The organism is Streptomyces sp. NPDC085460, from assembly GCF_044541975.1.
In the GTDB taxonomy this organism is placed as follows: Bacteria; Actinomycetota; Actinomycetes; order Streptomycetales; family Streptomycetaceae; genus Streptomyces.
Genome location: NZ_JBITTO010000008.1, coordinates 402,134 through 420,285, shown reverse-complemented (window position 1 = coordinate 420,285; position 18,152 = coordinate 402,134). Strand labels below are relative to the sequence as shown.

Annotated in this window: 12 protein-coding genes and 1 tRNA gene; 7 read left to right on the top strand and 6 right to left on the bottom strand. The window is 74.7% G+C overall.

Translation table 11 applies throughout. The annotated features are described in order from the left end of the window. Window positions 1-72: 72 nt before the first annotated feature. Window positions 73-414: a hypothetical protein gene (locus ACIGHB_RS23050; protein WP_399915493.1), complete on the bottom strand. Its 342-nt coding sequence runs from the start codon at window positions 412-414 to the stop codon at window positions 73-75. Between the two features lie 701 nt (window positions 415-1,115). Continuing rightward, window positions 1,116-1,188, bottom strand: a tRNA-Arg gene (locus ACIGHB_RS23045). Window positions 1,189-1,487: 299 nt separating this feature from the next. Here ACIGHB_RS23045 and ACIGHB_RS23040 point away from each other — a divergent pair. From ACIGHB_RS23040 to ACIGHB_RS23010, 7 genes are all read left to right on the top strand, one after another. Next, entirely contained in the window at window positions 1,488-3,107 is a 1,620-nt protein-coding gene (locus ACIGHB_RS23040; RefSeq protein ID WP_399915491.1) for a dynamin family protein, read from the top strand. Between the two features lies 1 nt (window position 3,108). Continuing rightward, the gene (locus ACIGHB_RS23035) at window positions 3,109-4,908 is read left to right on the top strand and encodes a GTP-binding protein (RefSeq protein WP_399915489.1); all 1,800 of its coding nucleotides are present in this window, start codon (window positions 3,109-3,111) and stop codon (window positions 4,906-4,908) included. A 147-nt stretch (window positions 4,909-5,055) separates the two neighbouring features. After that, window positions 5,056-5,556: a single-stranded DNA-binding protein gene (locus ACIGHB_RS23030; protein WP_399915487.1), complete on the top strand. Its 501-nt coding sequence runs from the start codon at window positions 5,056-5,058 to the stop codon at window positions 5,554-5,556. A gap of 224 nt (window positions 5,557-5,780) precedes the next feature. Continuing rightward, entirely contained in the window at window positions 5,781-7,271 is a 1,491-nt protein-coding gene (locus tag ACIGHB_RS23025) for a Cys-Gln thioester bond-forming surface protein (protein WP_399915485.1), read from the top strand. Between the two features lie 245 nt (window positions 7,272-7,516). Further along, window positions 7,517-9,181, top strand: coding sequence for an energy-dependent translational throttle protein EttA (ettA, locus tag ACIGHB_RS23020; protein WP_360309520.1), 1,665 nt, complete (start codon window positions 7,517-7,519; stop codon window positions 9,179-9,181). Window positions 9,182-9,188: 7 nt separating this feature from the next. Then, window positions 9,189-9,614 (top strand): acyl-CoA thioesterase, encoded by a 426-nt coding sequence (locus ACIGHB_RS23015; RefSeq protein WP_399915483.1) that lies wholly within the window; start codon window positions 9,189-9,191, stop codon window positions 9,612-9,614. Then, the gene (locus ACIGHB_RS23010; protein ID WP_360309516.1) at window positions 9,611-10,270 is read left to right on the top strand and encodes a hypothetical protein; all 660 of its coding nucleotides are present in this window, start codon (window positions 9,611-9,613) and stop codon (window positions 10,268-10,270) included. The genes ACIGHB_RS23015 and ACIGHB_RS23010 overlap by 4 nt, the downstream gene beginning before the upstream one ends. 9 nt (window positions 10,271-10,279) lie before the next feature. On the opposite strand, the gene ACIGHB_RS23005 is transcribed toward ACIGHB_RS23010, so the two are convergent. The 4 genes from ACIGHB_RS23005 to ACIGHB_RS22990 form a co-directional block, all read right to left on the bottom strand. Beyond that, complete coding sequence (locus ACIGHB_RS23005; protein ID WP_399915481.1) at window positions 10,280-10,888, bottom strand: hypothetical protein; 609 nt, start codon at window positions 10,886-10,888, stop codon at window positions 10,280-10,282. A 64-nt stretch (window positions 10,889-10,952) separates the two neighbouring features. After that, entirely contained in the window at window positions 10,953-11,900 is a 948-nt protein-coding gene (locus ACIGHB_RS23000) for an ABC transporter ATP-binding protein (RefSeq protein ID WP_360309512.1), read from the bottom strand. Beyond that, window positions 11,897-14,794: an FtsX-like permease family protein gene (locus ACIGHB_RS22995; RefSeq protein ID WP_399915479.1), complete on the bottom strand. Its 2,898-nt coding sequence runs from the start codon at window positions 14,792-14,794 to the stop codon at window positions 11,897-11,899. The genes ACIGHB_RS23000 and ACIGHB_RS22995 overlap by 4 nt, the downstream gene beginning before the upstream one ends. Beyond that, a complete protein-coding gene (locus ACIGHB_RS22990) occupies window positions 14,794-18,099 on the bottom strand; it encodes an FtsX-like permease family protein (protein ID WP_399915477.1) in 3,306 nt (1,101 codons plus the stop codon). The genes ACIGHB_RS22995 and ACIGHB_RS22990 overlap by 1 nt, the downstream gene beginning before the upstream one ends. Window positions 18,100-18,152: the final 53 nt, after the last annotated feature.

Genomic DNA, 18,152 nt, shown 5'->3' with positions numbered 1-18,152 from the left:
TACGGCCTGGCATCGGCCGTTATGCGGCCGATGCGCTGGGCGTAGCCATCGAGCAGATCGGACGCCGGGCTGCTACTGCACGAGCCGCAGGATGGGCCGCTGGTCCTGCACGCCGAGCAGTTCCCGCACCCGCCTTGTGGTCCAGGCCAGCTCGTGGGCGAGCTGGCCCACAGAGAGATCCGCCTCCTGAACTGCGAGGTCGAATGCCTGCCGAAGGAGTGAAGGCTGTTCCCCGGCGTAGTTGGACACCGATTCCGGCGAGAATCCGGGCTGCCCCTCAAGCGCACGGAGTCTCTGGTACGCCCTGCTTGTCGTGGCGTCGGAGATCAGCCCGACTTCGCGACAGCGGTAGACCAGGGAGTGGATCGACACGCCCCAGATCTGCCTGAGCTCGGAGAGGCGGGCGAAGTCCATCCTTACATTCGTGCGGGTCGGAGGGCCGGTGGCGCCATCGCCTGTGCCTGTCGCCGGCGCGCAGAGTCGGAGCTGCCTGTCCGGCGGGCGGAGCTCGGGAGTGGATTGGCCGTTGGCCGGCTTGCTCCTCGCCCTCGATGCCTGCCCAGCCTCCGCCGCTCGCGGCGGTCTGTGGTCGAGGCTGGGCGCGTGGCATGGACTGCGCCCGCTCTGGAGTCATCGCAGTCGGCTGGTCCTCCGGGATCTTCCTGAAGGATGTGCCTGCCGCGCGTCCGAGAGTCGATCCGCAGCCTGAGTCGGTTCGGGTGGCAGGCGTGCGTCGAGCCTTCCGTCGACTGCCCTTGTTTGTGGTTTAGCGCTGGCACCCATATGGCCCGGTCGCGATCTTCGATGCTGCGCTCGCCCTGCCTCACCCCGCGCCTCGGTCCACCCTGTCGGCTTCCGCCGACGTGTGGCTGACCGCTGCCGAGTCTGGGGCGATTGGCCGCCCAGGGGAGCCCGAGGATCGGAGGGGGCGTGGTGCGGGTGGCGCCGAAACTTCGGGAACTTTTCGGGAAATCCAGCCGCCAAAGGCCGCCTCTGACCGGATTCAGCCGGACAGATCCAGCCATCAGGGGAGCCCTTCTCGCTCTCCTTGCCGCTGACCGAAAACCGCCTCTGACCAGCAAAAAGACCCTCCCGAAGGAGGGTCTTCCGTCGTGCGCCCCCGGCAGGACTCGAACCTGCGGCCAAGTGCTTAGAAGGCACCTGCTCTATCCGCTGAGCTACGGGGGCCGGTGGTGGCCTCGGGCCTGGTGGCCCTGGTGGGTGGGGTGGGGCTGCCGGGACAAGGATAGGGGTCCTGGCGGCTCGGCCCGGGTGCTTCACCTGCGTGGCACGATGTGGAGGTTCGGTGAAGCGAACCGATAATCGCAGGCAGGTGCGATTCGCGCAGCGCTTTTCACGCCGCGCGGGGCGGGTGTTGTGCACTCGTTATGCCCGGACTGCGGGTCGCCCTTCCTTTCTTCGGCGCGTAGGGCCGCAATACGCTTCAAAAACGCTCATAAATTGGGCATTCTTCGCATGTGGTGACCTTGGACGAACGGCCTCAGCTGATCGACGCACTCTCCGCCCTGCGCGACCGAGTCGCGGCCGTGCGTCTTCCCCTCCCCCTTCCCGACGTGCCGCGCGCCCGGCAGACCCGGGCCGAGCTGCTCGCGCAGCTCGACGACTACCTGGTGCCGCGGCTGAAGGACCCCGACGCGCCGCTGCTCGCCGTCGTCGGCGGGTCGACGGGGGCCGGGAAGTCCACGCTCGTGAACTCGCTCGTCGGGCGGCGGGTGAGCGAGGCGGGGGTGCTGCGGCCGACGACGCGGACGCCGGTCCTCGTCTGCCACCCGGAGGACCACCACTGGTTCGCGGGGCTCCGGGTGCTGCCGCAGCTCACCCGGGTCTGGCTGCCGCAGGCCGACGAGGACCACCCGGCCGACGCGGTCGACGCCGAGGACAACGCCCTCCGGGTCGAGACGGCCGCCACCGTGCCCCGCGGGCTCGCCCTCCTCGACGCCCCGGACATCGACTCGCTCATCGTCGAGAACCGGCTGCTCGCCGCCGAGTTGATGTGCGCCGCCGACATCTGGGTGATGGTGACCACCGCGTCCCGGTACGCCGACGCCGTCCCCTGGCACCTGCTGCGTACCGCCAAGGAGTACGACGCCACCCTCGTCACCGTCCTCGACCGGGTGCCGCACCAGGTGATCGGCGAGGTCTCCCGGCAGTTCGAGGCGCTGCTCGACAAGGCCGGGCTCGGGGACGTGCCCCGCTTCACCATCCCCGAGCTGCCCGAGTCCACCGGCGGCGGCAGCGGGCTGCTGCCCGAGAGCGCCGTCGCCGCGCTCCGGGGGTGGCTCGCGCACCGGGCCGAGGACCCCGCCGCGCGCCAGCAGGCCGTCTCCCGTACGGCCGGCGGCGTCATCGACTCGCTCGACCGCCGGCTCCCCGAGCTGGCCGGCGCGGTCGCCGCGCAGTACGCCGCCGCCGTGCGCCTCGGCACCGCCGTCGAGACCGCCTACGGCAGGCAGGGCGCCCGCGTGCGCAAGGAGCTCGGCAAGGGGGCCGTCCTCGCCGGGGACGCGCGGGCCCGCTGGCGGGCCTACCCCCGCGACAGCACCGCCGACGAACTCCTCGACGCCCTCACCGAATCCCTCGCCGCGCTGCTGCACTGCGCCGTCTCGGCCGCCGAGGAGACGATCCGCGAGGTCCACCGCCGCGAACCCGCCGCGGCCGCCCTCCGCGCCGTCCCGGCCGCCACCGACCGCGAGGTCGCCGAGCGGATCGGCCTGGAGGTACGGCGCTGGCGGCGGGTCCTGGAGGAGCTCGCCGAGGACGAGGTGCGGGCCGTGGAGAAGCCCGCCGGGCGCGGTGCCGCCCGCGCCGCCGTCCCCGACGCCGAGACCGTCGCCGCCCTGCTCGCCGCCTCCCTCCTCGGCGGCCGGCGCGCCCGGCCCGCCGGCGAGCGGCTCGCCGAACTCCTCGGCGCCCAGGCCGCCCTGCGCCTGCGCGACAAGGGCGGCGACCTCGTCCTCACCCACGTCGACCGCGTCCTGCACGCCGAGCGCGACCGCCGCCTCGCGCCCCTCGACGCCCTCGACGTCACCCCCGAGCCGCAGGCGGAGCTGATCGCCGCGCTCTCCGTACTGCAGAAGGAGAAGTGACGTGGCCGAGAAGCCGACGGACGCGAGCGGACGCGAGCGGTGGGACGACGGGCTGATCGCCCGGCGGGCCGCCGAGCGCACCGCCCCCGAGGAACCCGCCGCCGCGGACGCCGACGCGGAGGACCTGCGGGGGTTCGGGGGGAGTTACGGGGGCGGGCTGCGGACCCGGCTCGACGCCCTCCACGAACTCGTCGGGCTGTCCCGCGCCCGGGTCGAGAGCCCCGCCCTCGCCGAGGCGGGCCGGGTGCTCGACGAGGCCGCCGCCCGGCAGCGGCTCTCCTCCCGGCACACCGTCGTCGCCCTCGCCGGCGCCACCGGAAGCGGCAAGTCCACCCTCTTCAACGCCCTCGCCGGGGTCGCCGTCTCCGAGACCGGCCTGCGCCGGCCGACCACCTCCGCGCCGCTCGCCCTCACCTGGTCGGAGGGGGCCGCCGGGCTGCTCGACCGGCTGGGCGTGCCCGGCCGGCTGCGGCGGCGCCCCCTCGCGGGCGGGGCCGCCGACGCCGGTCTCCAGTCGCTCGTCCTCATCGACCTGCCCGACCACGACTCGGCCGTCACCGCCCACCGCGACCAGGTGGACCGGGCGCTCGGCCTGGTCGACGCCGTCATCTGGGTCGTGGACCCGGAGAAGTACGCGGACGCCGCCCTCCACGAGCGGTACCTGAGGCCGCTCGCCGGGCACGCCGAGGTCACCTTCGTCGTGCTCAACCAGGTGGACCGGCTCGGCGCCGAGGCCGCGGAGCTCGTCCTCGACGACCTGCGCCGGCTCCTCGACGAGGACGGCATGGCCCTCGGCGAGCACGGCGAGCCCGGCGCCACCGTGCTGCCCGTCTCGGCGCTCACCGGCGAGGGGGTGCCCGAGCTGCGCGAACTCCTCGCCCGGTTCGTCCAGGAACGCACCGCCCCCGAGCGGCGCCTCGCCGCCGACATCGACGCCGCGGCGGCCAAGCTGCGGCCCGCGTACGTCGCCGACGGGCGGTCGGGGCTCGGGGAGCGGAGCCGCGAGGAGTTCGCGGGCCGGCTGGCCGTCGCCGTCGGCGCGCAGGCGGCGGGCGAGGCCGCCGAGCGGGTCTGGCGGCGCGGCGCCATCCGCGCCTGCGGCTCGCCGTGGCTGAGACTGCACCGCTGGTACGAGCGCAAGCGCGCGCACGGCTCGACCGACCCGCGGCTCACGGCACCCGCCGAGGACGAACTGACCGCCCGGCAGCGCGTCGAGCAGGCGGTGCGGATCGTGGCCGACGAGGCGTCGCGGGGGCTCCCCGCGCCCTGGGCCCACGCCGTACGGGAGGCCGCGACGCGCGGCGCCGAGGGGCTGCCCGAGGCCCTGGACGAGCTGACGGTCACCCTGGGCGACCCGGCCGCCCGGCCGCCGCGCCCCGCCTGGTGGCCGGCCGCCGTCCTCGTCCAGGTCCTGATGACGCTCCTTCAGCTGCTCGGCGCGCTGTGGCTGGTCGGACAGATCGTGGGCGTGGTGGAGCCGGGGCTGCTGCCCCCGGTGCTGGTCATGCTGGGCGGGATCGCCGGCGGGCCGCTGGTCGAATGGGCCTGCGAGAGTGCCGTGAAGGGGCCGGCCCGGCGGTACGGGCAGGAGGCCGAACGCAAGCTCGCGGACGCGGCCGCCGCCTGCGGCCGGGCCCGGGTCCTCGACCCCGTCTCGGCCGAACTGCTGCGGTACCGCGAGGTGCGCGAGCAGTACGCGAGGGTGGCCGGGCCCCGGCCGTCGCCGCGGATCGTCGGCGCGGGCCCGCGGGGGAGCGTCCCGAGGCTGGGTGCGACACGGGCGGGGGTCCGGATCCGCTAGCAACGGCACCCGAACCACCGCAAACCGCCCGTTCGGGTGGGTGAGTTGTCCACAGCCCGTCGGTCGTCCACAGGCGCCGGCGGGCTTTCCGTCGCCCCGCCAGCATGGTTCCGACCAGGAGCGAGGCAGTGCGGAAGGGGCACGGACATGAACGACACGACGGTGACGCTGGTGGGGAACGTGGCGACGGCGGTGGAGTACCGGGAGACGGTCGCCGGGGCGGTGGCCCGCTTCCGGTTCGCGGTCACCGCCCGGCGCTGGGACCGCGAGCGGGCGGTCTGGACCGACGGCCCCACCGGCTTCTACACGGTGTCGGCCTGGCGGTCGCTCGGCGCCAATCTGGCCGCCTCGGTCTCGGTGGGGGAACCGCTCGTGGTGCACGGCCGGCTGAAGGTCCGTGAGGACGAGCGCGACGGACAGCGCAAGACCTTCGTGGACATCGACGCCCTCGCCGTCGGCCACGACCTGACCCGTGGCACCTCGGCCTTCCGCAGGGCCGCGCGGACCGAGGCGAGGGCCGGGGCGCAGGCTCCGCCGGGGGCGGGGCAGGGCGACCTGACGGATCGCGAGGAGGGTCCGGGACTCGTCGCGGCGGACGGGAAGGACCCCTGGACGGCCGCCGCACACCAGCTGGTAACCGCGCCTTGACCTTGTGTTGTGGGGATTTGTCGACCAACTCGCCGGGGGTATAACGATTCCGAGACGGAATGGTTATCTCGTCGTATGACCGGGGACGGAGGTCTTCCGCCTCCCTAGGATCCCTGAATACTCATGAGGCACATGAGCCCATCGAGTCAGTGAGTCTGCTGGCGGGCGCTCCCCCCACGCGAACCGATCACGTTCGCGGAGCGACTCGCCCGGAGGGGAATGCAATGATTTCAGTTCGCGGGCGCGGTGCTGCCCGTTTGGCCGCAGCGACCCTGGTCTCGGGCCTGGTCGCGTCCAGCGCGATAGCGCTCGCGGCCCCGGCGATGGCCGAGGACGGCGCCGGCGCCGCCGCCACGCTGGGTGGACTCACCGAGTCCGGCAAGATCAAGATCGAGAGCGACCGGGGCAACTCGACGCAGCACGGCGGTCTCTTCGAGCTGACCGTCGACGGCGGTGGCACGCTCACCGCTTACTGCATCGACCTGTGGACGTCGACCGACCCGGGCACGAAGTACCGCGAGACCGACTGGGACAAGTCAACGCTCAGCGAGAACCCGAACGCGGGCAAGATCCGCTGGATCCTGCAGAACTCGTACCCCGAGGTGAACGACCTCAACGCGCTCGCCGGCAAGGCCGGCGTCGGCGCCCTGACGGGTGACGAGGCCGCCACGGCGACCCAGGCCGCGATCTGGAAGTACTCGGACAACGTCACGGCCACCCCGCTCGACCCGGAGGCCAAGGCACTCTCCGACTACCTGGTCGCCGAGGCCGCCAAGGCGCCCGACCAGGAGGAGCCGAAGGTTTCCCTGGCCGCCGCCCCGGCCTCCCTCGCCGGCAAGGCCGGCGACAAGCTCGGCCCGGTCAAGGTGACGACGACGGCCGCCGACGGCACCGTCAAGGTCTCCCTGCCCGCCGACGCCCCGGCGAACGTCAAGGTCGTGGACAAGGACGGCCAGGCCGTCACCGCCGCGAGCAACAACTCCGAGCTCTTCCTGGACGTCCCGGCCGGCACCCCGGACGGCACGACCAAGATCAGCCTCCAGGCCGAGACCGAGGTCGCCATCGGCCGCGTCTTCGGCAGCGTCGAGGGTCACGAGCAGACCCTGATCCTGGCCGGCAGCAGCAAGTCCTCGGTCGGCGCCGAGGTCACCGCGGCCTGGGCGAAGAAGGGTGCGGTCCCGGCCGTCACCGTCGCCGAGAACTGCGCCAAGGGCGGCCTCGACATCACCGCCTCCAACGAGGGCGACGAGGACTGGACCTTCGAGGTGAAGGGCGTCTCCTTCACGATCCCGGCCGGCGCGTCCAAGACCGTCACGGTCCCGGTCGGCGAGGACGAGGCGTACGACTTCACCATCACCGGCCCGAACGGCTTCTCGAAGTCGTTCCAGGGCGTCCTGGACTGCAAGACCGCCCCGAGCCCGGAGCCGTCCACCGAGACCCCGTCGGCGACGCCGTCCGAGACCCCGTCGGAGACCCCCTCGGAGACGCCGTCCACCGGCACCCCGTCCGAGACCGCTTCGGCGAGCCCGTCCACCCCGGCGCCCAGCACCACCACGGACGCCGCCACCGGCACCACCGGCACCACCGGCGGTGACCTGGCCGAGACCGGCAGCTCCAACGCCACCCCGATGATCGCCGGCATCGCCGTCGCGCTCGTCCTGGCCGGCGGTGGCGCGGTCTTCTTCCTCCGCAAGCGCAAGGCCGCCGGTCAGTAAGCACGGCACGGCATGACGTCACCGGGTGAACGCACCCCGTGACGGACGGCCCCGGAACGCAGCCGCGTTCCGGGGCCGTCGCACGTCCCCGCCCTTCATGCCCTCCACGGCGGACACGGCGCGGCCGATGAGCCGGCGCCAGGGGGCCGCCGGGGCGGCGCCGGACGGTACTGGTTTCCGCCTGAGGGCGGCGGTGCGGCAAGATGGGTGTATCTGCCCACTCACTCTTTGCCGGACGGTTTCCTTTGGCTGAGTACATCTACACGATGCGCAAGACGCGCAAGGCGCACGGCGACAAGGTCATCCTCGATGACGTGACGCTGAGCTTCCTGCCCGGTGCGAAGATCGGTGTGGTCGGCCCGAACGGTGCCGGTAAGTCCACCGTTCTCAAGATCATGGCCGGTCTGGAGCAGCCGTCCAACGGCGACGCGTTCCTGAGCCCCGGCTACTCGGTCGGCATCCTCATGCAGGAGCCGAAGCTCGACGAGTCCAAGACCGTCCTGCAGAACGTCGAGGACGGCGTCGCGGAGATCAAGGGCAAGCTCGACCGGTTCAACGCCATCGCCGAGGAGATGGCCACGAACTACACGGACGCGCTCATGGAGGAGATGGGCAAGCTCCAGGAGGACCTGGACCACGCCGAGGCGTGGGACCTGGACGCCCAGCTGGAGCAGGCCATGGACGCCCTGGGCTGCCCGCCCGGCGACTGGCCCGTCGAGAACCTCTCCGGTGGCGAGAAGCGCCGCGTGGCGCTCTGCAAGCTCCTCCTGGAGGCCCCCGACCTGCTGCTCCTCGACGAGCCCACCAACCACCTCGACGCCGAGTCGGTGAACTGGCTGGAGCAGCACCTGGCCAAGTACAAGGGCACCGTCGTGGCCATCACCCACGACCGGTACTTCCTCGACAACGTGGCCGAGTGGATCCTGGAGCTCGACCGCGGCCGCGCCATCCCGTACGAGGGCAACTACTCCACGTACCTGGAGAACAAGGCCACCCGCCTCAAGGTCGAGGGCAAGAAGGACGAGAAGCGCCAGAAGCGCCTCAAGGAAGAGCTCGAGTGGGTGCGGTCGAACGCCAAGGGGCGTCAGGCCAAGTCCAAGGCGCGCCTCGCCCGCTACGAGGAGATGGCCGCCGAGGCCGAGAAGATGCGGAAGCTGGACTTCGAGGAGATCCAGATCCCGCCGGGCCCGCGCCTGGGCTCCGTCGTCGTCGAGGTCAACAACCTCAACAAGGCGTTCGGCGACAAGGTCCTCATCGACGACCTGTCCTTCACCCTGCCCCGTAACGGCATCGTCGGCATCATCGGCCCGAACGGCGCCGGCAAGACCACGCTCTTCAAGATGATCCAGGGCCTGGAGAAGCCGGACTCCGGCGAGATCAAGATCGGCGAGACGGTCAAGATCTCCTACGTCGACCAGGGCCGCGCCAACATCGACCCGAAGAAGACCCTCTGGGCCGTCGTCTCGGACGAGCTGGACTACATCAACGTCGGCCAGGTCGAGATGCCGTCCCGCGCCTACGTCTCCGCGTTCGGCTTCAAGGGCCCGGACCAGCAGAAGCCGGCCGGCGTGCTCTCCGGCGGTGAGCGCAACCGCCTCAACCTCGCGCTCACCCTCAAGCAGGGCGGCAACCTGCTGCTCCTCGACGAGCCCACCAACGACCTCGACGTCGAGACCCTCTCCTCGCTGGAGAACGCGCTCCTCGACTTCCCCGGCTGCGCCGTGGTCGTCTCCCACGACCGCTGGTTCCTCGACCGAGTGGCCACGCACATCCTGGCGTACGAGGGCGACTCCAAGTGGTTCTGGTTCGAGGGCAACTTCGAGTCGTACGAGAAGAACAAGGTCGAGCGGCTCGGCCCGGACGCCACCCGTCCGCACCGCGCCACCCACAAGAAGCTCACCCGGGGCTGATCGAGTCGTGGCGAGACACCTCTACAGCTGCCCCCTGCGCTGGTCGGACATGGACGCCTTCGGGCACGTCAACAACGTCGTCTTCCTGCGGTACCTGGAAGAGGCGCGGATCGACTTCATGTTCCGGCTGGCGCCGGGGGACGGCAGCCCGTCCTTCTCCGGCGGCTCCGTCGTGGCCCGCCACGAGATCGACTACCTGCGGCCGCTGGTCCACCGGCACGAGCCGGTGACCATCGAGTCCTGGGTCACCAAGATCGGTGCGGCGTCGCTGACGATCGCGTACGAGATCAAGGACCCCGACGTGACCTACGTCCGGGCGTCCACGGTCGTCGTGCCGTTCAACCTGGAGACGCAGCGCCCCCGCCGCATCTCCGAGGAGGAGCGCAGCTTCCTCCAGGAGTACGTCGACGACGGGATGACGTCCGCCGTATGACCGTGCTCGCCCCGCTGCACTTCGCCGACCCCAGGGAGGCGGCGGCCCTCGCCGCCTTCCTCACCCGGCTCGTGCACTACGACCGCGCCGCCGCCGTCCGCCTCCAGGCCGGGGGCGGCGCGCTCGCCGTGTTCGGACGCCCGCCGTCCTTCGAGGTGCTGGCGATCCGCACGGCCCGCCTGGAGGACGCCGTCGACCTCGACGTCACGGTCTCCGCCGGAGAGCTCCTCGACGGCGTGGAGGAGTCGGCCGGCAAGGCCGTCGTCCCCGGCGCCGTCACCGGCCCGCCCTGGGCCGGCGTCCTCCCGCCGCGCTCCGGCTGGAGCCCCGTCGAGGGCCTGCCCGGCGCCGGGGAACTGCGCGGGGCGGTCGCCGCCGCCGTCGCCGAGTTCCGCCGCCGCGACGAGGAACTGCCCGAGGAGCGGCGCACCCGCGCCGAGCGCGACCGCATCGGCCGCGAGATCTGGTCCCGCACCCTCGGCGCCACCGGCCTGCCCCTGCGGGCCGTGCACGCCGCCCAGTCGCTGGGCTTCCTGCCCCCGCACGACGTACCGGTCGCCCTGGTGGCCGCCGGCCCGTGGCTGCGGCTGCGCACCCCGTACGGCTCCGTCGCCCTGCGCACGGCGCCCACCGGGCTCACCTTCACTCCGGCCTGAGGCGCGGGCTCACCAGATCCGCCGCCCCTTCCCCGTGAGCTCGTGCCGGAGCGAGCCGGCCGTGAGGGCGGCCGCGAGCAGCAGCAGGGCCGCGGGGACGTAGGGCGCGCCCCGGGCGACGTTCTCCTCGGCCGGGACCGGGTCCATCCGCCGCGCCGGGTCGTACGCGATCCGGACCGGCTTCCCCGGCTCGCCCAGCTTCCGCTCCCAGGACAGCTCCGCCGGGCGGCCGCCCGGGCAGTCGAGGGTGTGGTGGTAGAGCCGCTTCGGCTCCGGGGCGCCCTCGCCGAAGGTGGGATGGTCGGTGACCCGTACCTTCCCCACCACCAGGCACTCCACCGTCGCCCCGCGCACCCGGGAGTCCCGGGCCTCGACCCACACCGCGCCGAGCCCGGCCAGCAGCGCGACGAGCGCCAGGATGCTGCCGCCCGCCCGGAAGAGCCCGTTGAGCGCCACCACCGCGAGCGCGGCGAGGACCAGCGCGCCGCCGTCCGCGAGCGCGTTCGGCACGCCGAGCGGACTCCGCGCCGCCCAGCCCGTCCACAGGTGCAGCAGCACGCCCGCGCCGAGCGGCACGGCCACCGCGCCCGCGTACGCCAGGGCCTTGCCCTTCTCCATCCCGACCACCCCCGGGACGGGGACGCGCGGCCCGCCGAACCGGTTCCTCGGCTTTCGGGCGCGATCAGCCCTCGGCGTCGTCCGGCCACACCCCGATGTGGTCCTGCTCCAGCTCCAGCGCCACCCGGTGCTCCATGCCCAGCGCCTTCGTGTAGTCCGCCGGCAGCTGGAGCCGGCCCGCGCGGTCGAGCATCGCGTACTCCCGCGCCACCAGCGACTCCCGGCCCGCCTCGTCGACCTCGGTGCGGCGCAGCACCTCGGAGGAGGTGCGGCCGTCGCGGATGGCGACCGTGCGGCGCACCTCGGTGGCGACCGCCTGGTCGTGGGTGACGATCACGATCGAGGTGCCCAGCTCCTCGTTGGCCCGCCGGAAGGCGGCGAAGACCTGCTCGCCGGTGGCCGAGTCCAGCTCGCCGGTCGGCTCGTCGGCGAGCAGCACCTTCGGGTCGTTGGCGAGGGCGACGGCGATGGCCACCCGCTGCTGCTGGCCGCCCGAGAGCTGGTGCGGGCGCCGGTCCCGGCAATGCGCGATGTCCATCATCGCGAGCAGCTCCTCGGCCCGCTCGGCCTTCCTGGCCTTGCTGCCCGCCAGCTGCATCGGCAGCGCCACGTTCTGGGCCGCCGTCAGATACGGCAGGAGGTTGCGGGCGGTCTGCTGCCAGACGAAGCCGACGACCTCGCGCCGGTACCGCAAGCGGTCCTTCCCGGTCATCGCGAGCAGGTCGCAGCCCGCGACCCGGGCCGCGCCGGCGGTGGGCACGTCGAGCCCGGCGAGGATGTTCATCAGGGTCGACTTGCCCGAGCCGGACGCGCCGACCAGGGCCATCAGCTCGCCCTCCTTCACCAGGAGGTCGAGTCCCTGGAGCGCCTGCACCTCCACCCCGTCGGTGGTGAAGATCCGCACCAGGCGGTCGCAGGCGATCAGTGCGTCGTGTCCGTACGAGGGCCGGTCGCGGTGCGCGTTGGCCCGCCGCTCCAGCTCCTCCAGGGTCGCGTTCGCGGTCGTCGTCATCGTGCGTCTCCTGCCCTGAGTTCCTTCACCGAGCTCCTCCGCCCCGTCCACCACGCCTGGATGCCGGCCGCCGCCCCCGTCAGGAGGACCACGGCCACGGCCGGCAGCAGCAGCGACCACGGGTCGGCCCGCAGCACGACACCGCTCGCGCCGACCCCCTCCGCCGCCGTGGCCAGCGCCAGCCGGTGCAGATCGACGCCGGGCGCGAGCAGCGGCACCGTCGCCCAGCCGGCCAGCGCCCCGCCGAGCGCGGCGAAGACGGCCGGCGGCAGCGCCTCCAGACCGAGCAGCCGGCGCCCCTGCCGGCGGGTGAGGCCCATGGTCCGCAGCCGGGCCAGCAGGGTCGCCCGCTCGGGGCCGCTGCGCGTGAGGGACAGCAGCACCGCGACCACCGCGTAGGCGGCGCCCGCGCCGATCGCCGCCGAGTAGAGCCCCTCGGCACCCGACTGGAGGGGCGAGTCCACGTAGGAGCGGCGGGTCTCGGTGCTCAGCGTCACCGCGAGCTCGCCGGACCCGGCCCCGACGGCCGTCCGCAGCGCCGCGCCGTCGGGCGCGCCGCTCACCAGCAGGGCGGTCTCCCGCCGGTTGGTGATGTCGGCGGCGTTGACCACGAGGAAGTCCTCGCCGCGGACCGCCGGGGTGGAGTCCCGTACCGCGACCACCCGCACCCGGAAGGCGCCGGCCGCCGCGTTCAGCCGCTGCGGCTGGTCGCCGAGGCGCGCGGCGACCTCCGGGGAGGCGAGCGCCGGCAGCACCCGGTCGGTGTCGCCGACCGCCTCGCGGCCGCCCTTGCCGGTCGAGGCGAGCAGCTCCGCGGGGAAGGCGCCGTTGTCGGTCTCCCGCGCGAGCTTCGCGTAGGCGGCGGGGTCGACGGCGACGAGCGGGGCGCTCATCGGCTGGTCGGTGACGACCGGCGACGGCAGGGCCAGCCCGTACTCGATCTGTACGGGCAGGGCCGCGCGGACGCCCTTCGCGCCGCGTACCGCCTCGGTCAGTCCGGGCGGCAGCGGCACGCCCTCGGTGCGGCCCTCGATCCGGGCGTCGGCGCCGGTGGCGAGCAGCGCGGCCCGGTCGCGGGCCTCGGCGACCCCGGCGAGGACGGAGCCGCCGAACGCGGCCGTGGTCAGCGCCAGGACGAGGGTGAGCAGCGGGAGCACGCCGGTGGCCGAGGAGCGGGCCGCGCGGGCGATGGCCAGCGGGCCGACGGCCCCGCGCATCCGGCGGGCCGGGCGGGCCAGCCAGCGCAGCGGCAGCGGCTGGATCCGTACGAGGACGAGGGCGGCGATCACGCCGATGAACACCGGGGCGGCGCTGACCAGGTGGTCGCCGGCGTCGTCGGTGCCGCGCAGCCGCAGCGAGCCGATCGCGCCGGCGGCGAGGACCAGCAGGGTCAGCTCGGCGACGGTGCGGCGGCGGGACGGCCTGGCGTCCACCAGGTCCTCGCGGGCCCCGTGCAGCCGGAGCGCCCGGTGCCGCAGCATGGCGCGGACGGGCAGCACGAGGGCGGCGATCAACGCGACCAGGGCGGCGCCGAGGACGGAAGGGAGGAGCGGCGCGGAGCCGGTGAGCGCGGGGGCGCCGGGGGTGTCCGGGCCGCGGACCAGGGCGACCGCGGCCGCCAGGCCGAGCGCGGCGGCCGGGACGGCGACGGCGGCGGTCTCGCCGAGCAGCCGGAGCCCGATGCCGGGCAGGGACGCGCCGCGGGCGCGCAGCAGGGTGAGCTCGCCGTCCCGGCGGCTGAGGAAGAGGCCGCCGGTCATGGCGACGACCACGGCCGCGACGGCGCCGATGCCGAAGACGGCGACGGCGACGACGGGGGAGATGGCGGCCTTCGTCGCCGCGTAGGCGGCGGAGATCTCGTCGAGGCCGGTGGCGACCGCGCCGGTGTCGCCGGTGACCCGGCGGATCTCGACGGAGGCGGGGCCGCCGCGGGCCGAGTCGACGGCGGCGGCCAGCGGTGCGGCGTCCTGGGCGGTGAGGTGGTCGGTGACGACGGGGAAGCGCCAGAAGACCTCGGGGGTGCCGGTGGTGGAGGCGAGGGCGGACCCGGACTCCGGGGCGATGAGGAGGCCGGCCTGCCAGTAGGGCTTCGGTTCCGTCGGGTGGTCCGTCATCGCGAGGGCCGGGGTGGACAGCACCGGGTCCACCTCCCAGTACGGCCGCCCGGGGTCGCGGGGCTCCACGATGCCGGTCACGGTGACGGCGACGGGCTCGGCGGTGATGCCGGGCACGTGGACGACGGAGCCGGGCTTGAGCCCGAGGACCTTGGCGGTCGCCGCCGTCGCCACGGCCTCCGGGTGCCGGGGGTCGCCCTTGCCCATCCGTCCCTGCCGCAGGACCGCGTGGGCGGCGGGGTCCGAGGGCGAGGAGAGGGTGAACCGGACCGGCTCGCCGCCGGGCGCGGGCAGCCACGGGTCGAGGCCGTGGACCGGCTCCATGGTCCGGACGCCGTTCGCGGACTGCTCCGGGTCGGTGCGCAGCGGCGCGGGCAGCAGGCGCCGCAGCCGCTCCTGGTCCTCGCGCAGGGAGGCGGGCGCCACCGTGGCGCCCTGCTCCATCGGATAGGTGATCTCCAGCTGGGACTCGGGGGCGGGGGCGGTACGGATGCCGTGCCGCAGCCCCTCCGTCTCGTACGCGTCGACCACCCGGGGCAGCGCGGCGGCGAGCAGCGCGGTGACGAACACGAGGAGCGCGAGTCCGGCGGCGGCGCCCGGCGCGGCCCGCAGCCGGGTCCGCACCCAGGGCGCGACGGCCCGGGCGGGGGCCTGCCCGGGTCCGGCCGCCGTTCCGGCCCGGGCCTGCGGGGACCCGCCCGCCGCGGGCGCGGGCCGGTGGTCGGGGGACTCGCCTGCGGGCTGCATCGGGCGGGGCTCCTCGCGCGGGATGTCGGACATCAGTTGTCTCCCTGGTGGCGCAGGGACACCGCCGGGTCGTTGCGGCGCAGGGCGATGGCCGCGACGACCGCGAGCGGCAGGGCGGCGACCCCGGCGAGCAGCAGGGCGACCTGGCCGAGGGGCAGTTCGACCAGGACGGGCGGCACGGGCCGGGTGGCCCGGCCGGTGAGCACCACCAGCGGGACGACGACCCGGGCCAGCAGGGCACCGAGGGCGAGGCCCACCAGGAGCCCCACGCCGATCAGGACGCCCTGTTCGGCGGCGAGGAGCCGGGCGAGCCGGCGGCGGGGCGCGCCGAGGGCCCGCAGGATCGCGAACTCGGCGGCCCGTTCCCGTACGGAGCCGGCCGAGCCGACCGCGAAGCCGACGGCGGCCAGTGCCGCGGCGGCGGCGGCCACCGCCATCAGGGCGGTGTTCGGGCCGGCGCCGAGCGGGTCGCCGAGCAGGCCGTCGGCGATCGTGTCGCGGACGACGATCTCGCCGGGCTGCTCGCCGGCGCTCAGCGCCCGCGCGACGGCGTCCGCCCGGCCGGGTTCGGGGGTCAGCCACCACTCGGTGGGCGCCACCGGGGCCGTCGGGTCGTCGGTGGCCAGGAACCGGTTGACGGCCGTGAGGTCGACGAGCACGCCGCCGCCGTCCGACGGCACGTGGCCGGCGGCCTCCGCGTCGGTGGTCCGGCCCGCGGTCCCGGTGGTCGGCAGGTCCGCCACGACCCGGGTGACGACCACGTCGATCCGGCGCCCGCCGAGCGAGAGCTGGACGACGTCGCCGCGCTGGGCCTTGGACGCGGCCATGAACGCCTCGGACGCGATCGCGGGCAGGCGCTCGGGCTGCTCGGCGACGGGCGCGGTCAGCCGCACCGTGTACTCCTCCGTCAGGGGAGCGGTGGGCTCGTCGAAGTGGCCGGTCAGGGTGTACGGGACGGAGTACGGGGTCGCCGTGCCGCCGGCCGCGGGCCTGCCGGCCGTGCCGGACAGCCGCTTCGGGTCGTCGAGTTCGCCGCGGACGGTCTGCCGGCCCGCGGCGCCGAACGGGGCGAGCGTGCGGGCCGGGTCGACCGTACGGGGCGTGCCGTCGGCGCCGGTCGTGGCGAGCCGGTCGACGTGGAGGGTCTGCGCGCGCAGGCTGCCCTCGGCGAAGTCGGCGGAGAGCTCGATGCCGGTGAGGACGAGGCGGGCGCCGCCGGAGGTCAGCGAGGAGACGTCGAGCGTCAGCCGGTGGGTGCGGCCGTCGGCGGGCAGCGTGCCCGCCGGCTGTCGGTACGGGACGCCGTACGCGTCCTCCAGGGTGAGGAGGATCCGGCCGGCGCCGGTGCCGCGCGGTGCCTCGCTGCGCAGGTCGAGGGCGAGCGAGCGGCTGTCCTCCGGCAGGGCGAAGCCCTTCCGCGAGGGGCCCTTCGGCGCCAGGCCGGCGAGGAGTTCGCCGGTCGGGCCGCCCGCCAGGTCCTCGCGCATCAGCAGGCCGCCGGCGAGCCGGTCGGTGGCGGCGACGAGCACGGTGGTGTCGTGGCCTGCCACGTCCATGGAGGTCCGGTGGACCGGCGCGACCTCGCGCACCCCGGGGACGGCGCCGAGCCGGGAGGCCCGGGTCGGGTCGCCGGGGCCGACGCCCAGCACGCGTACGGGCGTGCCGGCCCGGAAGTCGGCCTGGTCGTGCTGCGACCGCTCCCAGGAGTTGCTCTGGCCGATCGCGAGCATGCCCATCGCCACGGCGAGGACGAGCAGGAGCACCGGTCCCGCCCCGCGCAGCGGGCGGCGGCTGAACTGCCAGCCGGCCAGCGCGGCCGACAGGCCCCGGCCGCCGGCGGCGCGCCGCTCGGCCAGCTTGGCGGCGGGCGGCAGCAGACGCAGCGTCAGGACGGTGCCGGCGAGCAGCGCGAGGGCGGGCGCGGCGACGAGCACGGGGTCGACGGCGGCGCCGTCGGCGGCGGCCTCCGGCTGCCGCTGGAGCTGCCAGAGCGCGATGCCCGCGACGAGCAGCAGCGCGAGGTCCGCGCCCGCCCGCACCGGCCAGGGCAGGGTGCCGCCCCGGGCCTTGCGCAGCGAGACGGCGTCGCCGTCGCGGGCGGCGAGCGCGGGGGCGACGACCGCCGCCGCGCAGGTGAGGGCGACGCCGGCGGAGACCAGCCAAACGGTGAGCGACGGGGAGGTGTCGAGCCGGACGCCGAGCGAGGAGAGCGCGGACCGCTCGGCGAAGAGCCGGGTCAGCGGTCCCGCGAGCAGCGGGGCGACGAGGGCGGCGGGCAGCGCGAGGAGCAGCGCCTCGGCGGCGGCGAGTCCGGCGATCCGGCGCCGGGAGCCGCCGCGGGCGCGCAGCAGGGCGGTCTCGCCGGAGCGTTCGGTGCTCAGCAGCCGGGCGACGAGCAGCAGCGCGTACGCGGCGAGCAGCACCAGCTGCACGGCGACGATGAGGAGGGTGGAGCGGGAGACGGCGAGGGCGCGTTCGGTCTGCGCGAGGACGGTCGGCAGGCCGGTGGTGGCGTTGATGGTGGTGCCGAAGGCGGCGCTGTCGGCGACGAGCGCCTGCGGCTCCCGGGTGGCGGCCTCGCGCAGCGGGGCGATCCCGCCGGTGTCGAGGCGGGAGAAGTCGGCGGTGGCGAGCCAGGAGGTCTCGCCGGCGCTGACGGCGCCGGAGGAGAGTACCGACGGGTCGGCGAGCAGCGGCCCGTACGTGGTGAAGGAGATGGTCTGCACGCCGCGGCCGCCGGCCTCGTCGAGCAGCCAGTACGGGTCGGCCGTGTCCTTCGGCGCGTAGACGCCGGTGATCCGGACCCGGACGCGTTTCTCGGTGAGCCGGTCGGTGAGGTCGAGGACGGCGCCGGGGCCGGTTCCGAGCCGCTTCGCCGCCTCCTGGGGGAGGGCCGCCTCCACGGTGCCGCCGGCGGCGGCCTTCGGCCAGGCGCCGCGGACGAGGGCGAGACGGGAGCGGTCGAGCGCCGCGAAGAGCGTCAGGTCGGGCTCGCCCTCGCGGGCCGCGGGCGGCTGGACCGAGCGGGGCAGCGCGTACGGCCCCGACTTCTCCAGGCGCCGCACGGTGACGGGCAGTCCGTCGAAGGTGCGCCGGGCGGTCTCGTCGATCGCCCGGTCGGCGGCGGCCCGCCGGTCGGCGGGCACCTCTCCGGAGACGAGCAGGGTGGCGGCGGTCGCGGCGCGGTCGCGGAGCACCGCCTGGAGGGCGGCGTTCCCGATGGAGCCGGAGAAGCCGGCGAGGGCCGCGAGCACCGTGGTGGTCAGGACGACGGCGAGCAGCGCCGCGCCGAGCAACAGCCGGTGTGCCCTGACGCGCAGAAATACGAACCCCGTCACCCATCCCCCTGGCCGCGAACGTCCCGAAACGTTCTGGGAATGCTTTCATCGGC

Excerpts from the sequence above, each read along its gene's own strand:
- ACIGHB_RS23010 (WP_360309516.1), top strand. The coding sequence starts at position 9,611 with ATGACCGTGCTCGCCCCGCTGCACTTCGCCGACCCCAGGGAGGCGGCG.
- ACIGHB_RS23050 (WP_399915493.1), bottom strand. The coding sequence starts at position 414 with ATGGACTTCGCCCGCCTCTCCGAGCTCAGGCAGATCTGGGGCGTGTCG.
- ACIGHB_RS22995 (WP_399915479.1), bottom strand. The coding sequence starts at position 14,794 with ATGTCCGACATCCCGCGCGAGGAGCCCCGCCCGATGCAGCCCGCAGGC.
- ACIGHB_RS23025 (WP_399915485.1), top strand. The coding sequence starts at position 5,781 with ATGATTTCAGTTCGCGGGCGCGGTGCTGCCCGTTTGGCCGCAGCGACC.
- ACIGHB_RS23005 (WP_399915481.1), bottom strand. The coding sequence starts at position 10,888 with ATGGAGAAGGGCAAGGCCCTGGCGTACGCGGGCGCGGTGGCCGTGCCG.
- ACIGHB_RS23000 (WP_360309512.1), bottom strand. The coding sequence starts at position 11,900 with ATGACGACGACCGCGAACGCGACCCTGGAGGAGCTGGAGCGGCGGGCC.
- ACIGHB_RS23030 (WP_399915487.1), top strand. The coding sequence starts at position 5,056 with ATGAACGACACGACGGTGACGCTGGTGGGGAACGTGGCGACGGCGGTG.